The organism is Winogradskyella echinorum (assembly GCF_014297365.1).
GTDB classification, from domain to species: domain Bacteria; phylum Bacteroidota; class Bacteroidia; order Flavobacteriales; family Flavobacteriaceae; genus Winogradskyella; species Winogradskyella echinorum.
Map to the genome: position 1 here is coordinate 873,450 of NZ_JACOQD010000001.1, position 25,592 is coordinate 899,041.

31 protein-coding genes are annotated in these 25,592 nt (G+C 32.1%); 15 read left to right on the plus strand and 16 right to left on the minus strand.

The window, feature by feature from the left end; translation table 11 throughout:
* Positions 1–134: 134 nt before the first annotated feature.
* From H8K90_RS03805 to H8K90_RS03830, 6 genes are all read left to right on the plus strand, one after another.
* Positions 135–1,013 (plus strand): cell division protein FtsX, encoded by an 879-nt coding sequence (locus tag H8K90_RS03805; RefSeq protein ID WP_186844605.1) that lies wholly within the window; start codon positions 135–137, stop codon positions 1,011–1,013.
* Between the two features lie 158 nt (positions 1,014–1,171).
* Entirely contained in the window at positions 1,172–1,531 is a 360-nt protein-coding gene (locus H8K90_RS03810; protein WP_186844606.1) for a hypothetical protein, read from the plus strand.
* A gap of 44 nt (positions 1,532–1,575) precedes the next feature.
* Positions 1,576–1,839 (plus strand): DUF3098 domain-containing protein, encoded by a 264-nt coding sequence (locus H8K90_RS03815; protein ID WP_186844607.1) that lies wholly within the window; start codon positions 1,576–1,578, stop codon positions 1,837–1,839.
* A gap of 53 nt (positions 1,840–1,892) precedes the next feature.
* Positions 1,893–2,684 (plus strand): undecaprenyl-diphosphate phosphatase, encoded by a 792-nt coding sequence (locus H8K90_RS03820; protein WP_186844608.1) that lies wholly within the window; start codon positions 1,893–1,895, stop codon positions 2,682–2,684.
* A 71-nt stretch (positions 2,685–2,755) separates the two neighbouring features.
* Complete coding sequence (gene truB / locus H8K90_RS03825) at positions 2,756–3,451, plus strand: tRNA pseudouridine(55) synthase TruB (RefSeq protein ID WP_186844609.1); 696 nt, start codon at positions 2,756–2,758, stop codon at positions 3,449–3,451.
* 41 nt (positions 3,452–3,492) lie between these two features.
* Positions 3,493–4,269 carry a hypothetical protein gene (locus tag H8K90_RS03830; RefSeq protein ID WP_186844610.1) on the plus strand — a complete coding sequence of 259 codons (777 nt, stop codon included), beginning with the start codon at positions 3,493–3,495 and terminating at the stop codon, positions 4,267–4,269.
* A gap of 46 nt (positions 4,270–4,315) precedes the next feature.
* Here the strand turns inward: H8K90_RS03830 and H8K90_RS03835 are convergent, their stop codons facing one another.
* Positions 4,316–4,933 carry a thioredoxin family protein gene (locus H8K90_RS03835; protein ID WP_186844611.1) on the minus strand — a complete coding sequence of 206 codons (618 nt, stop codon included), beginning with the start codon at positions 4,931–4,933 and terminating at the stop codon, positions 4,316–4,318.
* A gap of 79 nt (positions 4,934–5,012) precedes the next feature.
* Here H8K90_RS03835 and H8K90_RS03840 point away from each other — a divergent pair, with 79 nt between their 5' ends.
* Positions 5,013–5,582 carry a DNA-3-methyladenine glycosylase I gene (locus H8K90_RS03840; protein WP_186844612.1) on the plus strand — a complete coding sequence of 190 codons (570 nt, stop codon included), beginning with the start codon at positions 5,013–5,015 and terminating at the stop codon, positions 5,580–5,582.
* Between the two features lie 16 nt (positions 5,583–5,598).
* On the opposite strand, the gene aat is transcribed toward H8K90_RS03840, so the two are convergent.
* The 3 genes from aat to H8K90_RS03855 form a co-directional block, all read right to left on the minus strand.
* Positions 5,599–6,222, minus strand: a complete 624-nt coding sequence (gene aat, locus H8K90_RS03845; protein ID WP_186844613.1) for a leucyl/phenylalanyl-tRNA--protein transferase — start codon at positions 6,220–6,222, stop codon at positions 5,599–5,601.
* Between the two features lie 283 nt (positions 6,223–6,505).
* Positions 6,506–6,883, minus strand: coding sequence for a DUF3127 domain-containing protein (locus tag H8K90_RS03850; protein WP_186844614.1), 378 nt, complete (start codon positions 6,881–6,883; stop codon positions 6,506–6,508).
* 44 nt (positions 6,884–6,927) lie between these two features.
* Entirely contained in the window at positions 6,928–7,797 is an 870-nt protein-coding gene (locus H8K90_RS03855) for a flavin reductase family protein (RefSeq protein WP_186844615.1), read from the minus strand.
* 280 nt (positions 7,798–8,077) lie between these two features.
* Between H8K90_RS03855 and H8K90_RS03860 the strand changes: the two genes are divergently transcribed.
* Complete coding sequence (locus H8K90_RS03860; protein ID WP_186844616.1) at positions 8,078–9,238, plus strand: sensor histidine kinase; 1,161 nt, start codon at positions 8,078–8,080, stop codon at positions 9,236–9,238.
* Between the two features lie 35 nt (positions 9,239–9,273).
* The gene (locus H8K90_RS03865; RefSeq protein ID WP_186844617.1) at positions 9,274–9,630 is read left to right on the plus strand and encodes a hypothetical protein; all 357 of its coding nucleotides are present in this window, start codon (positions 9,274–9,276) and stop codon (positions 9,628–9,630) included.
* Here the strand turns inward: H8K90_RS03865 and H8K90_RS03870 are convergent.
* Together H8K90_RS03870 and greA are read right to left on the minus strand one after the other, a co-directional pair.
* Positions 9,627–10,019 (minus strand): HIT family protein, encoded by a 393-nt coding sequence (locus H8K90_RS03870; protein WP_186844618.1) that lies wholly within the window; start codon positions 10,017–10,019, stop codon positions 9,627–9,629. The genes H8K90_RS03865 and H8K90_RS03870 overlap by 4 nt on opposite strands.
* A gap of 116 nt (positions 10,020–10,135) precedes the next feature.
* Positions 10,136–10,609 (minus strand): transcription elongation factor GreA, encoded by a 474-nt coding sequence (gene greA / locus H8K90_RS03875; RefSeq protein WP_186844619.1) that lies wholly within the window; start codon positions 10,607–10,609, stop codon positions 10,136–10,138.
* Positions 10,610–10,749: 140 nt separating this feature from the next.
* Here greA and H8K90_RS03880 point away from each other — a divergent pair, with 140 nt between their 5' ends.
* The gene (locus H8K90_RS03880; protein WP_186844620.1) at positions 10,750–11,187 is read left to right on the plus strand and encodes a hypothetical protein; all 438 of its coding nucleotides are present in this window, start codon (positions 10,750–10,752) and stop codon (positions 11,185–11,187) included.
* On the opposite strand, the gene H8K90_RS03885 is transcribed toward H8K90_RS03880, so the two are convergent.
* The 8 genes from H8K90_RS03885 to H8K90_RS03920 form a co-directional block, all read right to left on the minus strand.
* Positions 11,184–13,418, minus strand: coding sequence for a TonB-dependent receptor (locus H8K90_RS03885; protein WP_186844621.1), 2,235 nt, complete (start codon positions 13,416–13,418; stop codon positions 11,184–11,186). The genes H8K90_RS03880 and H8K90_RS03885 overlap by 4 nt on opposite strands.
* A 346-nt stretch (positions 13,419–13,764) precedes the next feature.
* Positions 13,765–14,169 carry an alternative ribosome rescue aminoacyl-tRNA hydrolase ArfB gene (gene arfB, locus H8K90_RS03890; protein ID WP_186844622.1) on the minus strand — a complete coding sequence of 135 codons (405 nt, stop codon included), beginning with the start codon at positions 14,167–14,169 and terminating at the stop codon, positions 13,765–13,767.
* 2 nt (positions 14,170–14,171) lie between these two features.
* Positions 14,172–15,728 carry a DUF4301 family protein gene (locus tag H8K90_RS03895; RefSeq protein WP_186844623.1) on the minus strand — a complete coding sequence of 519 codons (1,557 nt, stop codon included), beginning with the start codon at positions 15,726–15,728 and terminating at the stop codon, positions 14,172–14,174.
* Positions 15,729–15,733: 5 nt separating this feature from the next.
* Positions 15,734–16,294, minus strand: coding sequence for an AAA family ATPase (locus tag H8K90_RS03900; RefSeq protein WP_186844624.1), 561 nt, complete (start codon positions 16,292–16,294; stop codon positions 15,734–15,736).
* On the minus strand, positions 16,255–16,887 hold the full coding sequence (gene pnuC / locus H8K90_RS03905; protein WP_186844625.1) for a nicotinamide riboside transporter PnuC: 633 nt from the start codon (positions 16,885–16,887) through the stop codon (positions 16,255–16,257). Before pnuC ends, H8K90_RS03900 begins: the two co-directional genes overlap by 40 nt.
* Entirely contained in the window at positions 16,871–17,131 is a 261-nt protein-coding gene (locus tag H8K90_RS03910) for a hypothetical protein (RefSeq protein WP_186844626.1), read from the minus strand. Before H8K90_RS03910 ends, pnuC begins: the two co-directional genes overlap by 17 nt.
* Before the next feature lie 43 nt (positions 17,132–17,174).
* Positions 17,175–17,912: a geranylgeranylglyceryl/heptaprenylglyceryl phosphate synthase gene (locus H8K90_RS03915; RefSeq protein ID WP_186844627.1), complete on the minus strand. Its 738-nt coding sequence runs from the start codon at positions 17,910–17,912 to the stop codon at positions 17,175–17,177.
* Between the two features lie 118 nt (positions 17,913–18,030).
* Entirely contained in the window at positions 18,031–18,657 is a 627-nt protein-coding gene (locus H8K90_RS03920) for a 4'-phosphopantetheinyl transferase family protein (protein ID WP_186844628.1), read from the minus strand.
* Between the two features lie 130 nt (positions 18,658–18,787).
* Between H8K90_RS03920 and ahcY the strand changes: the two genes are divergently transcribed.
* Together ahcY and H8K90_RS03930 are read left to right on the plus strand one after the other, a co-directional pair.
* The gene (gene ahcY, locus H8K90_RS03925; protein WP_186844629.1) at positions 18,788–20,104 is read left to right on the plus strand and encodes an adenosylhomocysteinase; all 1,317 of its coding nucleotides are present in this window, start codon (positions 18,788–18,790) and stop codon (positions 20,102–20,104) included.
* Between the two features lie 73 nt (positions 20,105–20,177).
* Positions 20,178–20,681 (plus strand): DUF1569 domain-containing protein, encoded by a 504-nt coding sequence (locus H8K90_RS03930; protein WP_246457507.1) that lies wholly within the window; start codon positions 20,178–20,180, stop codon positions 20,679–20,681.
* 12 nt (positions 20,682–20,693) lie between these two features.
* Here H8K90_RS03930 and H8K90_RS03935 read toward each other — a convergent pair whose 3' ends face one another.
* Positions 20,694–21,455 (minus strand): hypothetical protein, encoded by a 762-nt coding sequence (locus H8K90_RS03935; protein ID WP_186844630.1) that lies wholly within the window; start codon positions 21,453–21,455, stop codon positions 20,694–20,696.
* Positions 21,456–21,499: 44 nt separating this feature from the next.
* Here H8K90_RS03935 and H8K90_RS03940 point away from each other — a divergent pair, with 44 nt between their 5' ends.
* Genes H8K90_RS03940 through H8K90_RS03950 form a run of 3 tightly spaced genes read left to right on the plus strand, consistent with a single transcriptional unit; the run spans position 21,500 to position 23,970 of the window.
* Complete coding sequence (locus H8K90_RS03940; protein ID WP_186844631.1) at positions 21,500–22,642, plus strand: methionine aminotransferase; 1,143 nt, start codon at positions 21,500–21,502, stop codon at positions 22,640–22,642.
* Between the two features lie 52 nt (positions 22,643–22,694).
* Positions 22,695–23,183 (plus strand): hypothetical protein, encoded by a 489-nt coding sequence (locus H8K90_RS03945; RefSeq protein WP_186844632.1) that lies wholly within the window; start codon positions 22,695–22,697, stop codon positions 23,181–23,183.
* A 4-nt stretch (positions 23,184–23,187) separates the two neighbouring features.
* Positions 23,188–23,970: an amidohydrolase gene (locus H8K90_RS03950; protein WP_186844633.1), complete on the plus strand. Its 783-nt coding sequence runs from the start codon at positions 23,188–23,190 to the stop codon at positions 23,968–23,970.
* On the opposite strand, the gene H8K90_RS03955 is transcribed toward H8K90_RS03950, so the two are convergent.
* Positions 23,954–25,570: an Ig-like domain-containing protein gene (locus H8K90_RS03955; protein WP_186844634.1), complete on the minus strand. Its 1,617-nt coding sequence runs from the start codon at positions 25,568–25,570 to the stop codon at positions 23,954–23,956. The two genes, H8K90_RS03950 and H8K90_RS03955, sit on opposite strands and share 17 nt — an antisense overlap.
* Positions 25,571–25,592: the final 22 nt, after the last annotated feature.

Genomic DNA, 25,592 nt, shown 5'->3' on the forward strand with positions numbered 1-25,592 from the left:
TTAAATATTATGATTAAAATTAATTTTAAAGGCCTAATTTTAAAACTATCACAACACTATTAAAACTTAGACGTTGTTATACTCTAGATAAGCAAATTCTTTTATATTTTTACAGCACAAATTAGCATTTATTCATGGCATCATCTTTTGACAAGTATCAAAAACGAAAACTTATATCATCTTATGTCTCTGTAGTAATAAGTATTGCTTTAGTTTTATTTCTTTTAGGTTGTTTAGGCTTGTTAGTTATTAACTCTAAAAAAGTAGCGGATCACTTTAAAGAACAAGTTGTAATGACGATTTATTTAAATGATACGGCAAAAGAAGTCGAAGTCAACCAATTGAAAAAGAGTTTGGCCATGGCAGATTACACCAAGGAAGCACTTTATGTTTCTAAGGAAGAAGCTGCTGATATTATGAAAGCCGATACAGGTGAGGACTTTATGGATTTTGTGGGGTATAATCCTTTAAAAAATTCAATTGACGTGCATTTGAAAGCTGATTTTGTTACTACCGAAAAGTTAACAGAAATTACCGAAAGTCTAACTAACAAAGCCTTTATTGAAGAAATCCGTTATGATAATGATTTGGTGGAATTGATGAATGACAATGTTAAAAAGATTTCGTTTTGGGTGTTAATCATCAGTGGCTTATTTACCCTTATTGCCGTTTTATTGATTAATAGTTCTATTCGTTTGGCTGTTTATTCTAAGCGATTCATTATAAAAACCATGCAAATGGTTGGCGCTACTAAAACATTTATCCGTAGGCCTTTTGTTTGGAAAAGTGTGCAACTAGGTATTATAGGAGCTCTTGTTGCTCTAATAGGTATGGCAGTAGTATTATATTACTTAGATATTACATTCCCTGAGCTAGAATTACTAAGAAATACAATAATGATAATTGCTTTGTTCGTTGGTATTTTTCTTTTAGGGATTGTTATTACCTGGATTAGCACGTTTATTGCAACACAACGCTTCTTAAATTTAAAGACAGATCAGTTGTATTATTAGATATAAGCGAAATGTCACCCTTATCTTCTTAGGACTTCAGCAATTCCATTAAATACTAAAATCGTGCTTAAAAATTGAAGACAGTATGATAAATTATTGATTAAAATTAAATACAATAATTTCTCTTTAAAATTCGTTTTCAAAGCAAACCGCCAAGCATGAAAAAATCAACCACAATAATTGCTGGTATTACCATTATAGTAATTATACTAATCTTTTTGATGTTAAAATCTTGCATCATACAAAATACAAAACCAGAAAAGTGTACTGTTTTGGCTATTAAGGTGACCAAAATCAAAGAAGGAGGAGTCAAGGATATTGTGTTTTATAAAGACAGTACTGAGTTTTATTACATTAACAGAGGTTTAGAACAAGGCTTAAATTTAGATTCCCTTAACGCAAAAGTTTTAAATAAAACCGTTACTTTGCATTTAGCTAAAGTTTTAGGCGGAATTACTTCTAAGCATATTTCGCAATTAGCTTTAGGTGATGAGATTATTTATACAGAATTTAATTGATCCTACTTCGCAAATGCTTAGTAGGACTTATAATTTAAATTATCGTGGGAGAACAAAAACGTAAAGAAGACAACAAGGCAGAATTTATTTTCGGTAAGAAGAATTACAAATGGTTGTTTATTGGTTTAGCATTCATTGCTATTGGCTTTATTCTTATGGCAGGAGGCGGAAGTGACGACCCAAATGTTTTTGATGAATCTATTTTTAGCTGGAGACGTATTCGTTTAGCTCCAACGCTTGTTCTTATAGGTTTTGGTATTCAAGTATATGCCATTCTTTTAAACCCTAATAAAGATTCAAAAAAATAAATCTCATTTTACTTATTTTTGCAACGTATCAAAAACTTAATTGATACTGTCTCATGGAAATTTTAGATGCTGTTATTTTAGGAATTATTCAAGGTCTTACAGAATTTTTACCTGTATCCTCGAGTGGTCATTTAGAACTAGGAAAAGCTATACTCGGTGACAATTCTGTACCTAAAGAAAGCTTAATGTTTACTGTGGTCTTACATTTTGCCACTGCATTAAGTACTATGGTTGTCTTTAGAAAAGATATTCTCTTAATCTTAAAAGGAATTTTAAAATTTGAATGGAATGAAGACCTACAATTTGTTTCTAAAATTGCACTTTCTATGCTTCCTGCAGTTATTATAGGAGTCTTTTTTGAAGAACAATTAGAACAGCTTTTTGGAGGTAATATTATGCTTGTAGGTTGTATGCTAATTGTAACCGCTGTACTATTATTTTTAGCCGATAAAGCCAAAGACACTCAAAAAAAAGTGTCTTTTTCTAATGCTTTTATAATAGGCATATCTCAGGCTATCGCCATGTTACCTGGCATCTCGCGCTCTGGTGCTACAATATCCACTTCTGTTTTACTTGGAAATGATAAAACTAAAGCGGCTCGTTTTTCGTTTTTAATGGTTGTACCCTTAATCTTCGGTAAAATAGCGAAAGATGTTTTGGGTGGAGAACTCACGTATGATGCTTCTAATTTTACTTCATTAAGTATTGGATTTATTGCTGCCTTTGTCGCTGGTCTGTTTGCATGTACTTGGATGATATCCTTAGTAAAAAAGAGTAAGCTATCTTATTTTGCTATTTACTGCGTAATTGTTGGTATTACTGCTATAATTTGGTCATTTTTATAATGCACTTTATACGTTTTCAATGCGTTAAAAAATTAATTTTCACTAAAATTCTAAACGTATAAATGAGTACAATGAAAACCGAAGAAGATTATAAAAACGGACAAGTTCTCTTAATAGATAAACCCCTTACTTGGACTTCTTTTCAGGCGGTAAACAAATTACGTTGGGCTATAAGACAGGCCTATTCTATAAAGAAAATTAAAGTTGGGCATGCTGGTACGTTAGATCCTTTAGCTACTGGTTTATTAGTGATTTGCACTGGTAAGATGACTAAACAAATCAATACCTTTCAAGGTCAAGAAAAGGAATATACTGGGACTTTTGTTTTAGGTAGCACTACTCCATCATTTGATTTAGAAACCGAAATTGACCAAACCTTTTCAACAGAACATATTACAGAAGCGTTAATTCATAAAACTACCGAACAATTCATTGGTAAAATAGATCAATTTCCTCCTGTATTTTCTGCTATTAAAAAAGACGGTAAACGTTTATACGAATTTGCAAGAGCAGGTGAAGAGGTAGAAATAAAATCGAGACAAGTAGAAATTACTGAATTTGAAATTACTGAAATTTCTGATTTAGAATTAAAATTTAGAGTGGTTTGCAGTAAAGGAACCTATATTCGATCACTAGCTCACGACTTCGGGAAAGCCTTAAATTCTGGTGCACACTTATCAGAATTACGTCGTACACGTATTGGCGATTTTAGCGTGGATAATGCCTTAACTCCTGAAGTTTTTATAGAAAAATTACCTTCAAAATAATCATTTAACAGGGGTTTAATATTGTTTTTTAAACTATTTCGTTGTTATATTCGTATATCTTAGGTAACGAAAACAGTTTTTTATTGCATTTTATTGAACGACATAAAGCCCTAATCATTACTTTTCTTCTCACCGGAATTGTAGTTTTTAGCCTGTTTAGTATTCAGCTAAAGCAGAAAGGAAAACTAATCACAGAAAGTTATTACCTCCTAGAACCTGAGCCTGAGCTAACCGAAGAGGAACTTCAGAAATTTGAAGATTTAACTGGACCTTCTACAAATAAAGCGTTTAACGAAGACCAGGAATACAAAAACATGATGCGTAACTTTAAAACCGTTAGCTCAAATGACTTTGAACGTACTACAAAAGCCTTGGAAGAAGCAAAAGCAAATGATGTACAAGAAGAAACAAGCCTTAATAAATCTTATGCCAATAGTAACGCCTATGCTTTAAATTCTGATGAAACGAAGTCTTATAAAAAGCTACAAGACGAGTTAAATAAGCGTTTAGAAAACAAAAAACAAGCCGATGAGCATGCTAAGTCTAAAAGTACATTAACCTATTCTTTAAAAGGACGAACACTGACCTATTACAAAACACCACGTTATTTATGTGAATATGGTGGTAAAATTGTAGTTACCATTAAAGTGAAAGGCTCTGGTAATGTCTATGATGCTTATATAAATGGCTCTTCAAATTCAGACAATCAATGTTTAATAGACCATGCTATTGAATATGCTAAAAATGTGCAGTTTAGTACTTCAGATAAAAAAGATCAAATAGGTACGATTACCTTTTTGTTTAGGGGAAAAAGTTAACCTCAACTCACTTCGACTTGGCTCAGTAACCAATTCAAAAAGTACTTTAAAACAATAAATTTACTAAATCTTCAATCGTAGATTGTCCTTTGTCCTTATTATACCAACGCTGTAAATCTTCTTTAAACTCTAGTGTTAGCTGACCATGTTCGGCCTTATAAGCATTTACTAAATTCGTCGCTACAGTTGGTCTTGGACCAAATGTATTAACAACAGTATTAGTTTCATTATCAATCATAATTAATTTAGGAATCGCTTTACCACCATTAGTTAAAAACTGATTCATAAGCGCGTCATTTTCATCGCGCATTACAATTTTATAATCAATATGGTCGTTAAGCTCAGCTACTTTATTAATTACTGGCATTATATGAGCCGCATCACCACACCAACTCTCAGTAATAACTAACCAGGTTACTTTTTTAGAAAAGCTTTCAACTTTTGCCTTTATCTCATCAGAAATTTTAACCGTCTTATCCCAACGCTTCATACGTCTATCGCTGAGCATTGTATAATTGACTAAAGCTTCAGTTTTTTCATTTCCTGTGGTGGAATGTTCTTCCACTAATTGCGCAACTAGTTTACGGTAATCTTGGTAATTAATACTTTTCTGTAAGCTGGTTAAAATTATATCGTTTATCATATGTTTTTCTAATACTTCCATAATGCAAATTTAAAGTTGAATGGTCACTAATTTTATGACAATTGTTACCTTAGTAGAATAAATTTGAAAAACTTACATAGTGAAAGACGAAAAGCATAGATGTGGTTGGTGTGTTGGTGATCCACTTTACGAAGCCTACCATGATGAAGAATGGGGAGTTCCTGTTTTTGATGATGATACACTATTTGAATTTTTAATACTTGAAACGTTTCAAGCAGGTTTAAGTTGGATTACAGTTTTAAGAAAACGCGAAAATTTTAGAAACGCTTTTAATGATTTCAACTATAAAAAAATTGCCAAATATCAACAAGCTAAAGTTGACAATTTACTGCAAGATACTGGCATTATTAGAAATAAACTCAAAGTAAAAGCAACCATTACCAATGCTCAGGCGTTTATGAAAATTCAAGAGGAATTTGGATCGTTTTCAAAATATATATGGAATTTTGTCGATGGAAAACCTATTAGAAACAAACTTAAAAATTATAAAGAGGCTCCAGCAAATACTCCATTGAGTGATGCTATAAGTAAGGATTTAAAAAAACGAGGTTTTAAGTTTGTAGGTTCAACCGTAGTTTATGCGCACATGCAAGCGACAGGTATGGTTAATGACCACGAAGTGTCTTGCTTTAGATATAATGAAGTGTGAATTTGAAAAAAGATACTTATAAATATTTTAAAAATTCAGATCGCGAAATATGTTTGGCACCTAAACTTTCAAGATGATTTGTATGTAATTGACAATCGATTAATTTGTAATTAGAATTCTGTACTAAGGTTATAAAACCAACTTTGCTCGCATTACTTACTTTAGCAAACATACTTTCACCGCAAAAAATAGTATCATTTATAGTTACACCGTACAAACCACCAACCAATTCTTTATCTAACCAAACTTCTATTGACTTGGCGTAGCCTAACTTGTGTAGTTTGATATATGCAATAATCATTTCATCAGTAATCCAAGTACCTAACTGGCCTTCGCGCTTTGCATTGGCACAATTTTCTATAACCTCTGCAAATGCCTTGTTTTCTGTAACTTTAAATAATTTCTTATTAAGTACTTGTTTCATACTCTTAGAAATCTTTAAATCTTCAGGAAATAATACAAATCTAGGGTCTGGAGACCACCAAAGGATAGGTTCAGTAGCTTCAAACCACGGAAAGATGCCATTTTGGTAGGCATATAGCAAACGCTCTGCGGATAAATCACCACCAACTGCTAAAAGTCCGTCAACAGAGGCTTCTGAGACATCAGGAAATTCTATTTTTTGAGTTAAGAAGTGCATAAATTAAGTTGCTCTAACATTTTTTTAACATTTTTGCTGTTAAATACGAGTTTCTATTTTGATAGTATAATAATTTTATTGATATTTGACTTGGCCTTTATGAAATAAATTTTTGTTCATCATTGCTTTTTTTTAAGTTTATTAGTGAAGGTCAAACCTAAAACCACAATACTAAGTCCTGATTAACCATCAGGACTTTTTTTATTTATTAGCTTATCACAAAACATAAAAAAGACCTGTTTTAAATAAAACAAGTCTTTTTAATATCGTTTAGAGCTTACCCTTAAAATGGTAAATCATCGTGATCTCCTTCTTTTAAATCACTAACAGGTTCAAAAGCTTCTGTTGGTGGTACAGGTGGCATATCTCCACTTGCAGCTTCTGGCTGTAAAGCTTCAATTCTCCATCCTTGAATAGAATTAAAATATTTAGTTTCACCTTGTGGGTTTACCCATTCTCTTCCTCTTAGGTTAATATTAATTTTAACCTGTTGTCCTACTTGGTAATTGTTTAATAAATCTGTTTTATCCTGAACAAACTCAACCATAATATGCTGAGGGTATTGCTCTTCTGTAGTAACTACAATTTCTCTTTTTCTAAACCCATTACTACCAAAGGTTTGCGTCTCACCTACCATTTTAATACGTCCTTGTACTTCCATTTTTGCTTAATCTATAATTATTAAATATTTGTGTTTTTTTGAGACTACGAAAGTAATAACTTCCATGCACTTTCTACGTCTCCATAGCTCAAATAATTTCGAGCTAATTTATGTTTTTCTCTATGCGATGCCGTTTTAATATCAGGATAGCGTTCACTAATATCTAAAACAAATTTATTTACATCGTCCTCGTTTGGTAACGACTCAACATTTGCTAACATTCCGAGATTATTTCCTGTTAAAATCATGCTATTTTTTACATGATCTGGCATATTATCTACGCCTATTCCATTAGTTTTTAAAGGCTTAGGTATTTCAAAAAAGCCTTTATTTGCTCTACTGTAATAACTACCTCCAGCTCTTGCTACAAGATCTAATGTTTCTTGATTTATAGTATCATCTGCATTCATTACCTCATTAGCTATGTGCAATTTAACGACTTCACATATCACTAAATTTCCTGCGCCACCTTCGTTACCTAAGTGTACAATTTCATTAACCTTACATTCAAATTGTACGGGAGATTCTGCAACTCTAAATGGCTTTATTTTATCCGAAGGCAACATCGTTAATCCCGCCTTTTCAAACTCATTAACTCCTTTGGGATATTCTGTACTACTCAGAGACATTTGGTGCACTATATCATAATTTACTACATTAATTACCACTTCTTTTATCACTTCTACATTTTCTAAAGTGTGTTTTGTTGTATTATCTCTAACACGTCTCGCTGGAGAAAATATGAGTATGGGTGGATTAGCACTAAAGACATTAAAAAAGCTAAAAGGTGATAAATTAGGACTACCATCAGCACCTATAGTACTCGCAAAAGCAATGGGTCTTGGTGCTATAGCACTTAATAAATAGCCATGTAATTTGCCTGTAGAAAGGTCTTTTGGATCTAATGAAATCATGTAGTCAACTGATTTTCAACAAATATAATTATATTAGGTCGCTAGCGAAACTATTTTATGAACATTAGCGTACAATATTATTAACAGTTTTGCATTGTATACTAAAACGAATAGCTTTTCAGTTTTTACACTTGTTCTTTTCTTCTTTCTGTACGTTTAAATTTTAAATCATAGCTAATGCTATGCTTGAAAATTTCGCCTTCATTAAGAAAAAAATTACTACTTGTAAATCCCATTAATCTATACGTTTTAGTATATTTAAAAGAAATTGCACTGACCAATGACCATGAGTTTAAACCGAAATGTAATCCGTTGGATTATTATTGTTTCTTCATTTATTATTGTCTCGCTTATTCTATGGAATACGTATGTATTTTTCCAAAAGTTTAAAGCCGAAGAACGTATTAAAATTGAAACATTCTCTGTAGCTCAGAAAGATGTGTTAAGAAATATTGATGACTTGGACAAAGATGTAAACAGTGTAACATCTCATGTTTTAACAGCTATGACTACGAGTACACCAATGCTAATAATTGATTTTGATGGATCGGTAAATACTTCGATAAATATTGATGAAGAATTATTAAAAGATCCTGTTAAAATAAATAAACTCATTAACAAATATTCTAATGAGAATACACCCATAAAAGTTGAACTTAATAAAAAAATTACCCAAACTATATATTACGGAAACTCACCAGTTTTAAACAAATTAAAATACTACCCATTAGCTTTATTACTAATAATTCTACTATTTGCAGCAGTTGTTTATTTCTTTTATAGAAGCTCTAAAAATGCCGAACAAAATAAACTTTGGACAGGTATGGCAAAGGAAACTGCTCACCAAATTGGTACTCCATTATCATCACTCGTTGGCTGGACAGAAATATTAAAGTCCGAAAAAATTAATCCAGATTATATTGTAGAAATTGAAAAAGACATAGACCGTTTACAAACCATAACGGAACGTTTTAGTAAAATTGGTTCTACTCCAACATTAGCGAAAGTTGATATAGTTGAAGCAACAAAATCATCTTACGATTATTTAAAATCGAGATCATCTAGACTTATTAATTTTGAAATAATTTTACCTGAAAATAAAATAGACATTAATCTTAATGAGCAACTTTATAGTTGGACCATTGAAAACTTGGTTAAAAATGCTATAGATGCCATGAAAGGTAAAGGCGATTTAAAGCTAGAGCTCACGCAAAAAGAAAAGCAAGTTTTTATTAACATCTCTGATACCGGAAAAGGGATTCCTAAATCATCCTTCACTAAAATTTTTGAACCTGGTTTCACGACTAAAAAACGTGGTTGGGGACTTGGTTTATCTTTAGCTAGACGAATTATTGAAGACTATCATGACGGTAAAATAAAAGTCTTAACTTCTGAAATTGGGAAAGGAACAACCATTCAGATTGCTTTGAAACAGGCATAAAATTCAACTATCAAAAATTTATTTTAAATTTGAGCATGAGTTCGTCTAGATATTTCACTTTAAAAGAAACCAGAATAAGTAACAACTGTCCAGAATGTTATTCTAACGATGGTATAGAACTCACGTTTAAACAAAAGCTTACAGAAAATTCATTTTACAAAGCTATTACAGCAGATATAATTAATGAAATGCAATGTATTAATTGTAATACTGAAATTTTCCCAATTCAGTGGACTGATGATATAGAAAGTGTTGTTGAGTATCAAAAACGTGCCTTACAACCTAAACCAAAATCCATTAAATTAAAACCCTTAGCCTGGTTAATTATAATAGTAGATGTACTGTTATTAGTTGGTATTATATTGTTTTCAACTGGAGTACTCTCATTTTAGTTGAAATTTGAAGCTATTTTATGAGCCAGAGCTTCAAACTCTTCCTTTTCTAGTTTTTCTTTATGCGTAAAACGGGCATTCTCCATAGTGTGCAATGGAATTAAATGAACATGTACATGCGGCACTTCTAAACCAATAACAGACATCCCAATACGCTCACATGGCACAGATTTTTCTATAGCTAAAGCTACTCGTCTAGAAAATTGCATTAATGCCAAATATGTTGCCTCGTCTAAATCGAAAATTTTATTAACCTCTTTTTTAGGAATACAAAGCGTGTGCCCTTTAGAATTTGGATTGATATCTAAAAAGGCATAGAAATCTTCTGTTTCTGCTACTTTGTAGGAAGGAATTTCCCCATTAATAATTTTTGTAAAAAGTGTAGCCATAGGTTGAAGAATATCTCATAAAGATAAAAAGATTCCTTGAGAAAGGAATCTTTTAGTTTACTAAAAATGTTTTATAGTAATTGGTTACTTCGACTACGCTCAGCGACCAGTAATTTTTATCTAGAAATTTCTAAAATATCAAATTTCATTGTTCCATTAGGCACTTGTATTTCTGCAGTATCTCCAACAGATTTACCTAACAAGCCTTTACCAATTGGTGAATTAACAGAAATTTTACCAGAAGCTAAATCAGCCTCGCTTTCTGCAACCAAAGTATAGGTCATTTCCATACCATTCATTTGGTTTTTTATTTTTACTATCGATAAAGCTAAAACTTTAGAGGTATCTAATTGAGATTCGTCTATAACACGAGCATTGGCTAAAGTTTCTTCCATTTTAGAAATTTTCATTTCTAACATACCTTGCGCTTCTTTAGCGGCATCGTATTCTGCATTTTCACTTAAATCCCCTTTATCTCTTGCTTCTGCAATAGCCTGTGACGCCTTTGGACGTTCTATATCTTTTAATTGACTTAGTTCTTCTCTAAGCTTTTTTAAACCTTCAGCTGTGTAATAAGATACTTTACTCATAATTCGTTCGTTTATTATCAAAAGATGCCGAAGTAAGTTCAGCATAAAAAAAATCTCGCGCTGACGAGATTACTATGCAAATATACAAATTATTTACGGTATAGTTGAATTAATTGTAAATTGCAACTCAAAATTTGAAGATGAAAAAAACACTTATTCTATTAATTTCTTTGCTGCTACTAACTTGTAATAAAAGTGACGATGGTACTAATTGCAACTTCCTATTTGATGCTGGTGTTAACTTAACTGTAAACACCAATTTACCACAGTTTAGCCAACTACAATTTACTGGTAATGGAGTCTATGTATCAGGGCAAGGAAATAATGGAATTTGGTTATGGCGCGCAAACCAATCTACACTATATGCTTGGGACGCAGCAGATCCTAGCCACCAACCCACTGCATGCTCTACGTTAACAGATTCTGGCACTGGCGATATCGTGGTTTGCGGTTGCGAAGATGCTAATGAATATAGCCTCATTACAGGTTTTGGTTTTGAAGGAAACACACAACCCTGTACGTTACAGCCATACAGGGTTGAGGATATAGGAAACAATACTTTTTTGGTTAGTAATTAAAACTTTAACGTCACACCTACTAAAAAATTAGTAGTTGCTTGCGGATAAAAACCAGCTCCTTCTATAGTTGAAACTTCACCAGGATTAGACCAAGTATCATCATAGGTGTAGTAATATCCATTTGAAATATATTTTTCATTTAAAATGTTATTGACTAAACCTGTAAATACTATAGAATCGAAAACTGGTTGAGATTCCTCGCTCCCTCGAAAAGACAACGTGTAACTCACGTTAAAATCGTTAATAAAATAACTATCTAACTTTGAGGCTTTTGCTTCAGTGTTACCCATAAACTGTTCGCCAACATATTTACTTAATAATGCCATTTGTAAGTCTTCAATTGGCTCAAAAACAATAGCATTGGCAGCAACCAAATTTGGTGAAAAAGAAATATCTGTTTTACCCAAATTTTGCAACTCACCATCAAATTCTCTAAAGGTTTCTTTATTTTTATTAGAGCTTATCGTCATATTTGGCTGAAATGTTAATTGAGGTGTCACAGGGATTATAGCTTCTAACTCTAAACCTAAACGGTAGCTTTCACCACTATTAATACGTATTGGGTTACCGACATCATCAAGTCTTCCAGAAAGCACTAATTGCTCATTATAAAGCATATAGTAAACATTTGCATTAAATGAAAAATTGCCTTTTCTGTGTCTCCATCCTAACTCAAAATCATTAAGTTGTTCTGGTTTTATATTTACATTTTCTTCAAACTCGGTTCTATTTGGTTCTCTATTCGCTCTGGCATAAGAGAAATATAAACTGTTATCCGTATTTAAATCATACGTTATACCAGCTTTTGGATTAAAGAATGTAAAATCTTTATCTACAACAAATTCTACAAGATCTGATGTTGTTCCTTTAGTTTTGTATGTAACGTTTCTAACTTGTAAATCACCATAAAGACTTACTTTATCATTTAATCTATAGTTTGCTTTACTGAAAAAAGACAAATCATTCTTTTTACTATTTCCGTCATAATAACGATCTCTAATTTCTGTCTGGCTAGCATATTCTGCCCAAATTACTTCACCAAAATGATCTCCGTCGTAATGACTATAAGAACCGCCAAATATTAAATTTAGATTATCGTCTTTATAGTTAGCATTAGCATTAAACACATAAAAATCGTTATCTAACCAACGACGACGAATTAAATCGGTAGTATTAATAGTTTCTCCACCAATCGTAATCTCTTCTAAATTATATTCTGCAAAGTCTTCATCTTCCTTGTATTGTTCAAAATAACCACGACCATACGTATAGTTTAAGCCGAGTGTTGTTGACCAATTATTGTTGTAACGCTGATTCCAGTGTAATTGGTAATGGTCTTGACTGTAATTATCTACTTCGTTGTCATAAAATTGAATATTTCCTTCATCATCCTCATACATTCCTGCAGTATTAAAAGTGCGGTCATTTTCTAATTTATCTAAATCTTCTAAACCGTTCCAAGACTGGTACGTCACTTCTTTTCCGCTAAATGTTATCGCTTTGATTAAGGTATTGTCATCTATATAAGATCCTTGCAAGAAATACGACTTTAAATCCGAAGAGGCTCTATCAATATAACCATCTGAAACAATATTAGATAATCGGCCAGCGATCTCAAAATGATTGTTCATTAAACCAGTACTAAATTTTACCGTATGTTTTCTAGTGTTAAAACTTCCAAAAGAATTAGAAATTTCACCTGACGCATCCGTAGAAACAGCATCTGTTAACACATTAATACTTGCACCAAATGCACCAGAACCGTTTGTTGAAGTTCCTACACCACGTTGCAATTGTAAACTTTCAACAGAAGAAGCAAAATCTCCTAAATTAACCCAAAATGTGCCTAATGATTCTGCATCGTTATAAGGAATACCGTTAATGGTTACATTTGTAGATTGTGAGCTCACACCTCTTACTCTAATACCTGTATAACCTACTCCTGCACCTGCGTCTGTTGTGGTAACTACTGATGGTAAAAAATTAAGTAATATAGGAATGTCTTGCCCTAAATTACGTTTTGCAATTTGCTTTTTAGTAACGTTAGAGTGTGTAATTGGTGATTTAGCATCTACACGAACTGCTTTTACTAAGACTTCGTCTAGTTTTTCAACTTTTGTTGAGTCTTGTTGTTTTTCTTGTCCATAAGTTGAACAAATACTTAATAATAAAATGAAAAATGGTAATCTCCTTCGTTTTGTTTTTGAGAGATTGCTGAATAAAATTTTCATACGACTATTGTTTATAATCGAATAAAAAGAGGTAATTATTCTTGGTTAATAATTAATTTTTTGAGCCTAATGCTTGTACTAAAAGGAAATGTTGTTTTTCAATTTAAAATCTTAAATGTATAATTACACATATCAAGATTCAGAAGTGAAAAAACCAACATTGATTATCTTATCGCACTCGCTAAAAATGTCCAGTGGACATTTTCTTTACGCTCGCTTCCTAAACAGCATTACCTGTTCTAGGTTCAATGGGTATGATCTCAGCCGATAATAGGCACCCCTTTTTTGAGAACGCTGCAAAGATAGTCTACAAATAAAGAATGGCAAATGAAAATTGATGAATTATTTAATCAATATCTGGTTTTTTACGATTGGCTTTTTTTTCTGAGTTTTTTCGCTTGCTAGCTAGGCGTTTGCGCTTCACAGCCTTAGGAACTTTAGTGGATTTTCTTTCTTTTTCTTCCTTTAAACCTTCATCTATTAATTCTAAAAAACGCTGAGTTACTATAGCTTTGTTTCTAAACTGACTGCGACTTTCATCGCAAGCTAATACCAATACACCATCTTTATTTAATCGGTTATTAAAAAATTCGGTTAGTTTTAGCTTTTCGTCATCATTAAAGACTTGAGAAGTCTCAACATTAAAATAAAGTTCAGCTTTAGAGGATACTTTATTTACGTTTTGCCCACCACTGCCAGAGCTTCGCACATATTTATAAGTCAATTCTGATTTAAGCAGTTTTACATCCACAACTATTTAATTTGATGTGGTGCTTTTAGTAAATCGTTAACCGTTTTTACAGGATTAAATGTTATGATAGGCACTTCAACAAAAATAGTATTCCAAAAAGCCATACTACCATTCCAAAGTCCTGGTAATTCTAAAGCTTTAAGATCTTTTCCTGTTTTAGTTTTCATTGTAATAAACGCTGCATTACGATCTACGTATTTCTCTAAATCAAATTTCTCACCTTTATAATTCTTTACTCCACAAACTAAATCTACCGGATTAAAATGTGTAGCGTTTTTAAGTAGCTCTTTTTGTTTTTTATCTTTTAAATTAATTTGAGCAGATTCAACAATCTGAAGTGATTGATTAGAATATTTATTCTTTACCCAAAAAGGTCCACCTCCGGGCTCACCTTCGTTTTTAACCATTCCGCAAATACGAATTGGGCGATTTAGTTTTTCTCGCAAGTACTCAATCTTATAATAATCTGTATATTTTTTATACTCACTCGATATTTTTATGCTCATTTCTTCACTTAGAAAATCCTCAATGGCCTTAAAATCGACTTCTTTAGGATTGTTTGCATCTAAAAAATGTAAAAACTCAAAGGTTTTGGCTTGCAGTTTTAATAAAATACCTGCTAAAACTTGTTTGTACTTAGCAACTTCTTCTTTATAATATTTAACAACAACATTATCTATGTTTTTCACAAAAATAATATCTGCATCTAAAGCATTAAGGTTTTTTAACAAAGCTCCATGACCAGATGGCCTAAACAATAAAGAATTATCACTTTCTCTAAATGGCTCATCTTTAATCGTTACAGCAATAGTATCCGTTGATTCTTGTTGGTAAGAAAATGAAATATTAAAAGAAACTCCTGTTCCACTTTCTACATATTCTTCAATACGTTTAAACTCTTCGTCAAATTTATCTTTAAAACGTTCTGAAATTGTAAAATGAAGTTCCGCCTTATTGTTTACAGAGGCATACAAAGCTGCCTCATATAAATGCTCTTCAAAAGCTGTTGAAATGTGACTACTTCTATATCTATGAAATGGTAATAATCCTTTAGGCGAATTCCCATAATTTAATCCATTTTCATCCAACATTGCTTGCGCAAAATGCCATATTTTTTCACTATTAGAAAGTGTACTAAAATCTATATGCTTAGATTTTAAATGATCTAATACCAAATCATAAAATGGCAACTTTTCTAAACCCACTAAAAACAAAGACATATCTCTAAGTTTGTTTTTATTAATATATGAGTTTATAGATTCATTTTGAGGATTATACTCTTTTATAAATTGAAACAAAAACTTAAACATTCTTGTTGCTGCACCAGATGCAGGCACAAATTTTATAAGCTTTTTTTCGTTTCTATGGGCTTCAAAATGCTCTGTAGCTTCCCTTATAAGATTATCATCTAAAGCGGTAATACCATTATTGATAGTCGCTGCTTCTGCAATGTTTGTAAAAGGTATTCCGTTTTTAAAAAGTTCGATTTGGGATTCGACGTCTTGTACAGTTAACCCTTTTCTTTTAATTTGATCTAGGTCTTTTTTAGTAAAACTCATTTCTTTTATTGTAGTAGGTTATCAATATGCTCTATAGCTAATTTAAGTCGCTCTTGCTTATTCCCTTTTAATAAAACATAAGGTCTATTATTAGTTTTTAATGCCGACTCAAAAGCTTTGAACATGCGTTCTCTTTCATTGGGTTTATCTCTGAGGTCATCAGCTTCCCAAGGCGTGTCAATATAGGTTAAAAAATAAAGGTCGTAGGTATTTTTTAGAGCATGTGCATTTAAAATCGGGTCACATGTACCTGAGTAGTAGGCTTCGCTATATACTTTAGTTTCAAGCAAGTCCGTATCACAAATCAAAACGGAGTCCGTTTTTTGAGCCAATTCATTTTCGAGTTTCATCTGTCCGACTGCTATTGGCAATAAATCTTTTGGTTCACAGGTTTTGCGCTCATTATTCCATTTATTTTGAAGATATTCTCTTGCATATTCTGGCACCCAAACCGAATTGTAATGTCTTGCCAACTGACGAGATAATGTTGTTTTTCCAGTAGATTCTGGACCAAACAATACTACTTTTATACAGTTACTTGGCTGTTGTTTAAGTGCTTTTTCCATGCTAAATATCCAAAAATGGCAATTATTGTAAATCCAAAATACTGAAAACTTGTAAAAGTGAATCCTTTATATAAATATAAAGGTACTGATATGATATCTCCAATAATCCAAAATATCCAATTTTCAATTTTACGTCTCGCCATAAGCCACATACCTACAAAAAATATTGCTGTTGTAAGTGTATCTGCATAGGCAACCCAACCGGTCCATTTATCAAAAGTTTTATAAACAACAAATACAAATAGGAGCGTAGCTATAAAGATTAAAATACTTATTTGCTTCTCTTTGAGTGTAGTTTTAGAAATGGGAGTTACATGAGATTCATCTACTTTTCTGGTCCAAACAAACCAACCATAAACACTCATAATAAAGTAGTAGCCGTTTATCATCATGTCACCAAGCAATTCCCATTTTAACAAAAGGTACACAAAGATTACGGTACTTATCATACCTGTGGGAAACACCCAAATTTTGTTTTGCTTAGAAAACCAAACGGATAGAAAACCGAAAATTACAGCTATAATTTCTAAAACAATATCTACTGTTTGGTATTCTGCATATTGACCAAAAAGAAAATCAAAAATGAGGTTCATAGTCGCTTCGGTCTGTTTTTACGAGTTTCATTTGTAATACTGCAATGTCTATATCTGTAAATGACTTTTTGATTTCTTGAGTTAAAAATGGCATTAACTTATCATAATCACCATAAATTTGGGTACTTAAGGGATTTTCTAACACCGTAAATTCTGAAGCTCTTAATGCTTTTATAAAGTCGATAATGTGCGGTTCGTAATCGTCTTTAAGTGGTGTAAGTGTTAGTTCTATTGATATTTTCATAAAAGCCCATCTTAATCTTCCTAGAGGGAAGAAACTGTTATACTTAATTATTTTGATCCTTTGTTATATCTCTAAAGAAGTTTTTATTCTCTTCAAAAGCAGTTCCTATTACTACTAAATCTGCTCCTGAGTTGTAGGCTAATTCAATTTCCGTCTTTGACCTAATTCCTCCTCCAACAATTAGTGGGATATTGAGATCTTCTTTTACTTTTTGAATTATTTTAGGTTCAATAGCATGTGTTGCTCCACTACCTGCTTCGAGATAGATGAGTTGCACACCTAATAATTCACCAGCTTTTGCTGTATCTATAATAGCCTTTATGTTATTTCGCTTCAATGGTCTGGTTTGGCTTACGCGTTCTACCGAAGTTTCCTTTCCATTTTCTATTAAAATATAGCCTGTAGGAATCACCTCCAGATTTGAACCTTTTAATTTTGAAACAGCCTCAACATGTTTACCTATTAAATAATCAGGGTTTCTCCCAGAAATTAAAGACAAAAACAAAATCCCATCGGCTTTATCTGTAATCTGAATCACATCACCAGGAAATAAAACCACTGGTAATTTTGTATGCTTTTTTATTTCAATCACTAAAGTTTCAGTAAGCCCTTCATCTACTTCACTGCCACCAACAAAAATATGTGTTGCTATGGATTGATTAATTTTTGGAACGAAACTAGAAACAGATTCAATGTTCATCTTATCTGGATCTATTAAAACAGCCAAATTTCTGTTTGTAGTCTTTATTGATTTTAATATGTTAACTTTCTTTAACTTCACTTTATTTATTAACCTATGATATTAAATTCCAAGTATAAAAACCCAAATTCAAATTCCTCTTCAATAATCTAACCAACTTTTACGTCTATTTTCTCTACTCTTTATTCTCAATTGTAATTCACGGAATCACATAAGCACAAGTAAATCCTTCAAACTCCAAAAAACCTGTATTGTATCTATATTTTTTGCCTTTGTAATCAATCCATGCTACAGTTTCGCCGTCTTGTAACATAAAAGGAATCACTAAAAAATGTTCTCTAAACAACATACCAGGTGTGGCAAATAGCTTATAAAGTGATTCTTTAACTCCCCAAATTACAGTGAGGTTACGAATATAATCTTCAGCATTTTTGTTTAAATAATTAAATTCGTAATCCACAAATTTGTGAGCTATAATACTGATTTTATCACGTTGTTTTTCAATATCAATACCAACTTCATTGTCACTTACAATTACGCCAGAGAAGGTAAACGAATGCGTTATAGAGATATACTTACCATCTTTAAGATGCGGTTTACCGTTATCATCATAATATAGATCTTGGTCTGTATAACCAAATTCATGGAGTAAATGACGCACACTCAAAAATCCGCGTTGGTGCAATTCGCTTTTCATGCCTAAAACACGTTCTAAACTTTGTGGTTTTAAATCTAAAGGTGCTATTAAATCATCATAAGATTCGTCGATCTTCCAGATTTTAACAGTAGTTTGTGAGTTTACACTAATGGATTTATACAGTGGCATTTAATATTCTGAATCCTATTGATTATCTTTGCATCGCCTAAGGCGAATTTGGCATTTTTTAATATAGCGAATTTAGTTATTTAAGCCATAAACCCAAAGGTGAATAAATTAAAAAAAGATAAAAAAGAATATGAGTTCAAAAACAATTGCTTACGTACCAAATAAGGTAAAGGATATGTCGCTTGCGGCTTGGGGAAGAAAAGAAATAGAATTAGCCGAAGCAGAGATGCCAGGTTTAATGAGTTTACGTGAAGAATATAAAAACGAACAACCTTTAAAAGGTGCTCGTATTGCAGGATGTTTGCACATGACTATACAAACAGCTGTTCTTATTGAAACATTACAAGCTTTAGGTGCTAAAGTAACTTGGAGTTCTTGTAATATTTTTTCAACGCAAGATCAGGCTGCTGCTGCAATTGCTGCTGCTGGTACTGCTGTGTATGCATGGAAAGATATGACTGAAGAAGAGTTTGATTGGTGTATTGAGCAAACCTTATTCTTTGGTGAAGATCGCAAGCCATTAAACATGATTTTAGATGATGGTGGTGATTTAACAAATATGGTTTTAGATAAATATCCTCATTTAGCTGAAGGTATTAACGGACTTTCTGAAGAGACGACTACAGGTGTTCACAGACTTTACGAACGTGTAAAAAATGGAACATTACCAATGCCAGCAATTAATGTAAACGATTCTGTTACTAAGTCTAAGTTCGATAACAAATACGGTTGTAAAGAATCTGCAGTAGATGCTATTCGTCGTGCAACAGATATTATGCTAGCTGGTAAACGTGTAACGGTTTGTGGTTATGGTGATGTTGGTAAAGGAACTGCAGCGTCTTTTAAAGGAGCTGGTAGTATTGTAACAGTTACCGAAATTGATCCAATTTGTGCTTTACAAGCAGCAATGGATGGTTTTGAAGTTAAGAAACTAGAAACAGTAGTTGCAAATTCTGATATTGTTATTACAACTACAGGTAATAAAGATATTGTTAGAGCAGAGCATTTTAAAGCAATGAAAGACAAAACAATAGTATGTAACATTGGGCATTTTGATAACGAAATCCAAATGGCTTGGTTAAATGACAATTATGGTGATACTAAGAATACTATTAAGCCACAAGTTGATAAGTATACTATTGATGGTAAAGATATTATCATTTTAGCTGAAGGTCGTTTAGTTAATTTAGGTTGTGCAACTGGTCACCCAAGTTTTGTAATGAGTAACTCATTCACAAACCAAACTTTGGCACAAATTGAACTTTGGAATAATGCTGATGCTTACGGAAACGACGTTTATATGTTACCTAAGCATTTAGATGAAAAAGTAGCTAAATTACACTTAGAAAAAATTGGTGTTGAGCTTACTGAACTTGCTCCTTACCAAGCAGAATATATTGGAGTAACTGTAGAAGGTCCTTATAAGCCTGAGCATTATAGATACTAACAAATTCCTTTGAAAAAAGGAATCTCTTAGTCTAAATTCCAAAAATTAAATATCAAATCCCAAGCAGAAATGTTTGGGATTACTTATTTTACGTATCAATTTAGATGCAATGGAGAAAAATAAACGTATTACCAGTTATATTAATCAATTAGAAAATCATATACCTAAACATGAAACTGCTAATCCAAAAGTATCTAAAAGTACAATTGGTTGGCAAGTAGATCACAGTCTTAAAGTGATTAATAATGTTGCTAAAGCACTACAAACTTCAGACCCTGAATTGTATAAAAATAATTTCAGTTTTTTAGGAAAATTCTTTTTTACAATAGGCTTTTTTCCACGTGGAAAAGCAAAAGCACCAAAGCATGTAAAACCGCCAGAAGTTGTTTTAGAAGAAGATTTAAGATCACAGGTTCTGCTTGCTAAGTCTAATATTGAAACACTGCAAGATTTAGATAAAAACGCATTTTTTAAACACCCTTTATTTGGAAACATTAACACAAAAAGAGTGCATCGTTTTTTAGAGCTGCATACTCATCATCATTTAAAAATTATTGATGATATTTTAAAACCTTAACCTCTAAGGAATTTATAGTTGCTCACTAAAAACCCAACTCTTAATCAATCCTCTATTCGTTGTAACCTCAGCAAACACATAAAGGTTAGACCTAAAACAAGGTGAATCTTCTGCAAGCTCAATAACTACTTTATTATCACAATAACTAGAATGTAAAAAGTAAAGCTCTTTATCTTTTATTAATACATAACCAACGTGGTTATCTAAACCAACAAAGTAAATTCCGTCTAAGTATACTTTATTTACTTTCGCTTTTAACTCCTTAAACGAAACACTCGAATATATTTTAAGTTCAGCTTTAGATTGCAAAAGTTTTGCTTCATCTAAACCAGCAGCTTGCGCCATTTTATATCTATTGAGATTAAATCCCAAATGTTTTAGCGTAGTTGACACAAAATATCCACATGCAATTTCTCCATTATTAGGTCTATTGGTATGACCATTAAAATCCCAAGGTGTTTCATACCAATGTGGTACAATATCATTTAATAATTTTGAATACAAATATTTTGAAACACTATCAATAGCCTTCACTTTATTCGTTTGATACAAATTCTTAAAATAAACCTTATCCGTTTTTATTTCAGACTTTAGAGATTGGTAATTCCCTTTAGGCTTAAAATTGATATCTAATTTTGTAGAATCCATTTTAAACTTTTCAGGTTCCTCTACTGTTTTTTCTGCTTCAACTTTAATAGAGACAATTTCCTTTTCTTTTTCAGAATGACATCCAAAAACAAAAAGCAGTATAATTAGAAAAGAAATTTTTGACATATTAACCTTAACGAAACTTCCAAGGATTTAGTATCTTTAAATCTATGCAACACCAATCTAAATTACCCAACGTAGGCACTACAATTTTTACCGTTATGAGTGCTTTAGCGAATGAATATAAAGCTCTGAATTTGTCTCAAGGGTTTCCTAATTATCCGAGTTCTCAAAAACTAAATGATTTGGTTACTGATGCGATGAATAATGGCTACAACCAATATGCACCAATGGCTGGTAATTTAGATTTACGTATCGCTATATCTAACAAATATGAATTGCTGTACAAATCTACCTATCATCCAGAAAAAGAGATTACAGTTACAGCTGGCGCAACACAAGCCATTTACTCGATCGTTTCAGCTTTTATTAGACCTAATGACGAGGTTATAATTTTTAAACCTGCTTACGATTGTTACCAACCTGCTGTTGAAGTTAATGGTGGAAAAACAATCCCAATTCAATTATCTGCTCCCGGTTATAAAGTCAATTGGGAAGAAGTGGCCTCTAAAATAACGAGCAAGACCAAAATGATTATGATTAACTCGCCTCATAATCCAAGCGGAACGATTTGGTCTAAGGATGATATGCTCCAACTTCAAAACTTAACCAAAGACACTAATATTATAGTGTTGAGTGACGAAGTTTATGAACATATAATATTTGATGGAGAAAAGCATCAGAGTGCATGCTTATTTAAAGATTTAAAACAACGCAGTTTCATTACCGCGTCCTTCGGAAAAACATTTCATAATACAGGTTGGAAAATTGGATACTGTTGTGCTCCTGAAGATTTAATGATTGAGTTTAGAAAAGTACATCAGTTTAATGTGTTTTCTGTTAATCATCCTGCTCAAAAAGGCATTGCAGATTATATGCAAGATTCAGATACTTATTTAGGTCTTAATAGGTTTTTTCAGAAAAAACGCGATTTGTTTTTAAGCTTGATTTCGGAATCAAGATTCATGTTTACACCTTCAAAAGGGACTTATTTTCAGGTATTAGATTACTCTAATATTACTGATGAATATGATCTGGATTTCGCCAAACGCTTAACTAGAGAATTTAAAATAGCCTCTATTCCACTTTCAATATTTAATGAGAACGATAAAGATGATAAAGTTTTGCGCTTTTGTTTTGCAAAAACTGATGAGACATTAGTTAAAGCTTCCGAAATATTATGTAAAATTTAAGTTACTTTTTGTACATTTCTGTGTCTTATAAGAGAACGTTAAAACAAAAACAATGAAAAATTATATTATACTTTTATTACTAGCTTTTTCCCTAACATCATTTGCTCAAGAAGTAAAAAAAGATGGAAAAACTTACGAGGTTAAAAAAGAGAAAATCTTTCTTAACGGAGAAGACGTTACTGAAGCTTTAAATATTGAAGAAAAAGAAGCTATTTTAAAAGAAGCATCTGCAATTACGGCCAAACTAAAAACTGCAGAAAAAGCAGAAAAAGAGGCGAAAAAGCTTGAAAAAGAGGCGAAAAAAGCAGAAAAAGCTCAAAAAAAGGCTGAAAAAGCTCAAAAGAAAGCAGAGAAGGAATTAAAGAAGAAAGAAAAACTTCAGAAGAATTTTGAGAAAGCACAGAGCAACCTAAAGAAAAATCAAAAAAAGTACGAAAAGCTAAAAAAGAAAGGAAAATTATCTCCAGAAGATGAAAGAAAGTGGCTTGAAAAACTTGAAAAAATGACTGAAAAGTTAGAAAAGGCTAAACGTAAAATGTAGATACATGAGCAACTCCCTAACCATTGCTTTAATACAAACACATTTAAGTTGGGAAAACCCAACAGAAAATAGACGCTTACTCAATGATAAGATCAATGCTATTACAACTAGTGTTGATCTTATTATTTTACCAGAAATGTTTACCTCTGGTTTTACCATGAATGCATCTGAAGTTGCTGAAACTATGGATGGTGAAACCATAAGCTGGTTAAAGATTAAAGCCAAAGAAAAGCAAACTGCTATAGTAGGAAGTTTGGTAATCTCTGAAAACGACATCTTTTATAATCGTTTAGTTTTTGTAGAACCCTCTGGTAATATTATTAAATATGATAAACGCCATACGTTTACATTAGCAGGTGAACATAAAGTTTATACAGCCGGAACAGAAAAGGTTATTGTTGATTATAAAGGCTGGAAAATTTGCCCATTAATTTGTTACGATTTACGATTTCCGGTTTGGGCAAGAAATGTAGAAAACTATGATTTATTGCTCTATGTTGCTAATTGGCCTAAGGTGAGAGTTAGTGCTTGGAATGCACTTTTGAAAGCGAGAGCAATAGAAAATATGTCTTATTGTGTTGGTGTAAACCGTGTTGGTTTAGATGGAAACAAATATGAATATTCCGGACATTCTGCAGCCTATGATGTTTTAGGACATCGCATAGATACTATAGTAGAAAACCAAGAAACCACTGAAATTGTTATTTTAGAAAAAGAACACATCAAAAAATATAGAGAAAAACTTAATTTTTTGAATGATAAAGATCGTTTTAATCTAGAAGCGTAAATTCAATAACCTGATCGAAATTCGATCTTATCTCCGGAACATTAGCAGATGGTGCGTAGCTTACACGTTCTGGTTGAATACCTAAAAGATAATTACCTGTATCATATTTTCCATTTCCATTCTCATCGAAAATAACACGTAATCCATATTGTCTAGGCGAAATATCTGTAAAATCTATAACTGTAGATTCAGTGGTGTACTTTTCATATATCACCACACCTTTGTCGTTAACTAATTGCACAATTAATGGAAATGTAGCGTTTCTAAGATTCACTCTAAGATTACCGTACTCCGATTTCATTTTTGTCCGTAAAGCATAACTAAGGGTATCTATGTTAGTTCCTTCATAAAAGTCAGTAAATGTTCCAGGAAGCATCTCAAAAAAATATTTTTGACCTTCTTCCTTCTCAATAGGAAATTTGTAACGATTAAAAATCGAATCGTATTCTACAGTATATGCTACAGCCAGTGAATCTTTATCCATCAATTTAATTTTTGAGGTGTCAATCTTAGTTAAAGGTATATTAGCCTCAATAGTAAAGTCTTGATCAAAATTTAAGGTTCCTGTTGCTATAGCTTTAATTTTTAAAGAATCTCCTTCTAAAGACCTAAAGCGATGTTTAAAAGTATCTACATATTTTTGGTTACTGACGATGAAAAATGTGGTATCAATTTCAAATTTTGGTTTGTACCAATAATATAAAGTATCGGTTGTTTTATCCTTAATAATTCTAGTCTGATAGCCTTCAGGAGTATCACCCAACACTTTAATGCGCATAGATTTGTAATCGCCTTCATAAGGAAATATAAGTCTTTTTTCACCATCTTGCTTAGGCTTAAATGCCTTAAAAATTATATCTTCATTAAACAACGTCAATTTATAAGTTGAGTCTGTTGGCACTGTTATATAACTTTCATTAAAACCTATTTTATCTGCTTTTTGGTCAAATTTGTAATTACCGTTTTTATCTTTTAATGCAACCAATTTATAGGTTCCTGCTTTTATATTTTCAATACTAAAACTTGTAAGACTGTCTAGTGTATTAGTAATATATCTCGGTTTTTCTTTGTAGACAATAGAATCTGTATAAGTAGAATCTACATCATATAACATCACAGAAATAAACGTATCTGGTTCTTCTAGCAAGGCATCTGCCACAAAACCTTTTACGGATAAAGAATCAATGGTATCTCCAGTAGAAAACACATAACGGTAATAAGGATAAGGGTTTTCTTCATTATTATCTACGATACTTTCACCGAAATTAAAAGCATAAGTCGTGTTAGCTTCTAAAGTATCCTTAATTTTTATTGAAATGTACTTACTAGCAACACTCATAGGAGTTACAATAGGATCTGTATCCATAGGAGGTGAAATAATAAGTTGCTTTCGTAAGTCCTTTATTTTAACATACTCATCAAAATATATTGTAATTTCATCACCCTTAAAATTAGTAGAAAAATTTTCAGGAACTTCTTTTAGTATTACTGGTGGAACTTCGTCTATTTCACCACCAGTTGGTGTACCACGATTAGCACAGCTCACAATAATTAGGGCAATAAAAACAAAACTTAAATTTCGCATTAAAGATAAACGCATCTACTCTAAATGATTTAGCACA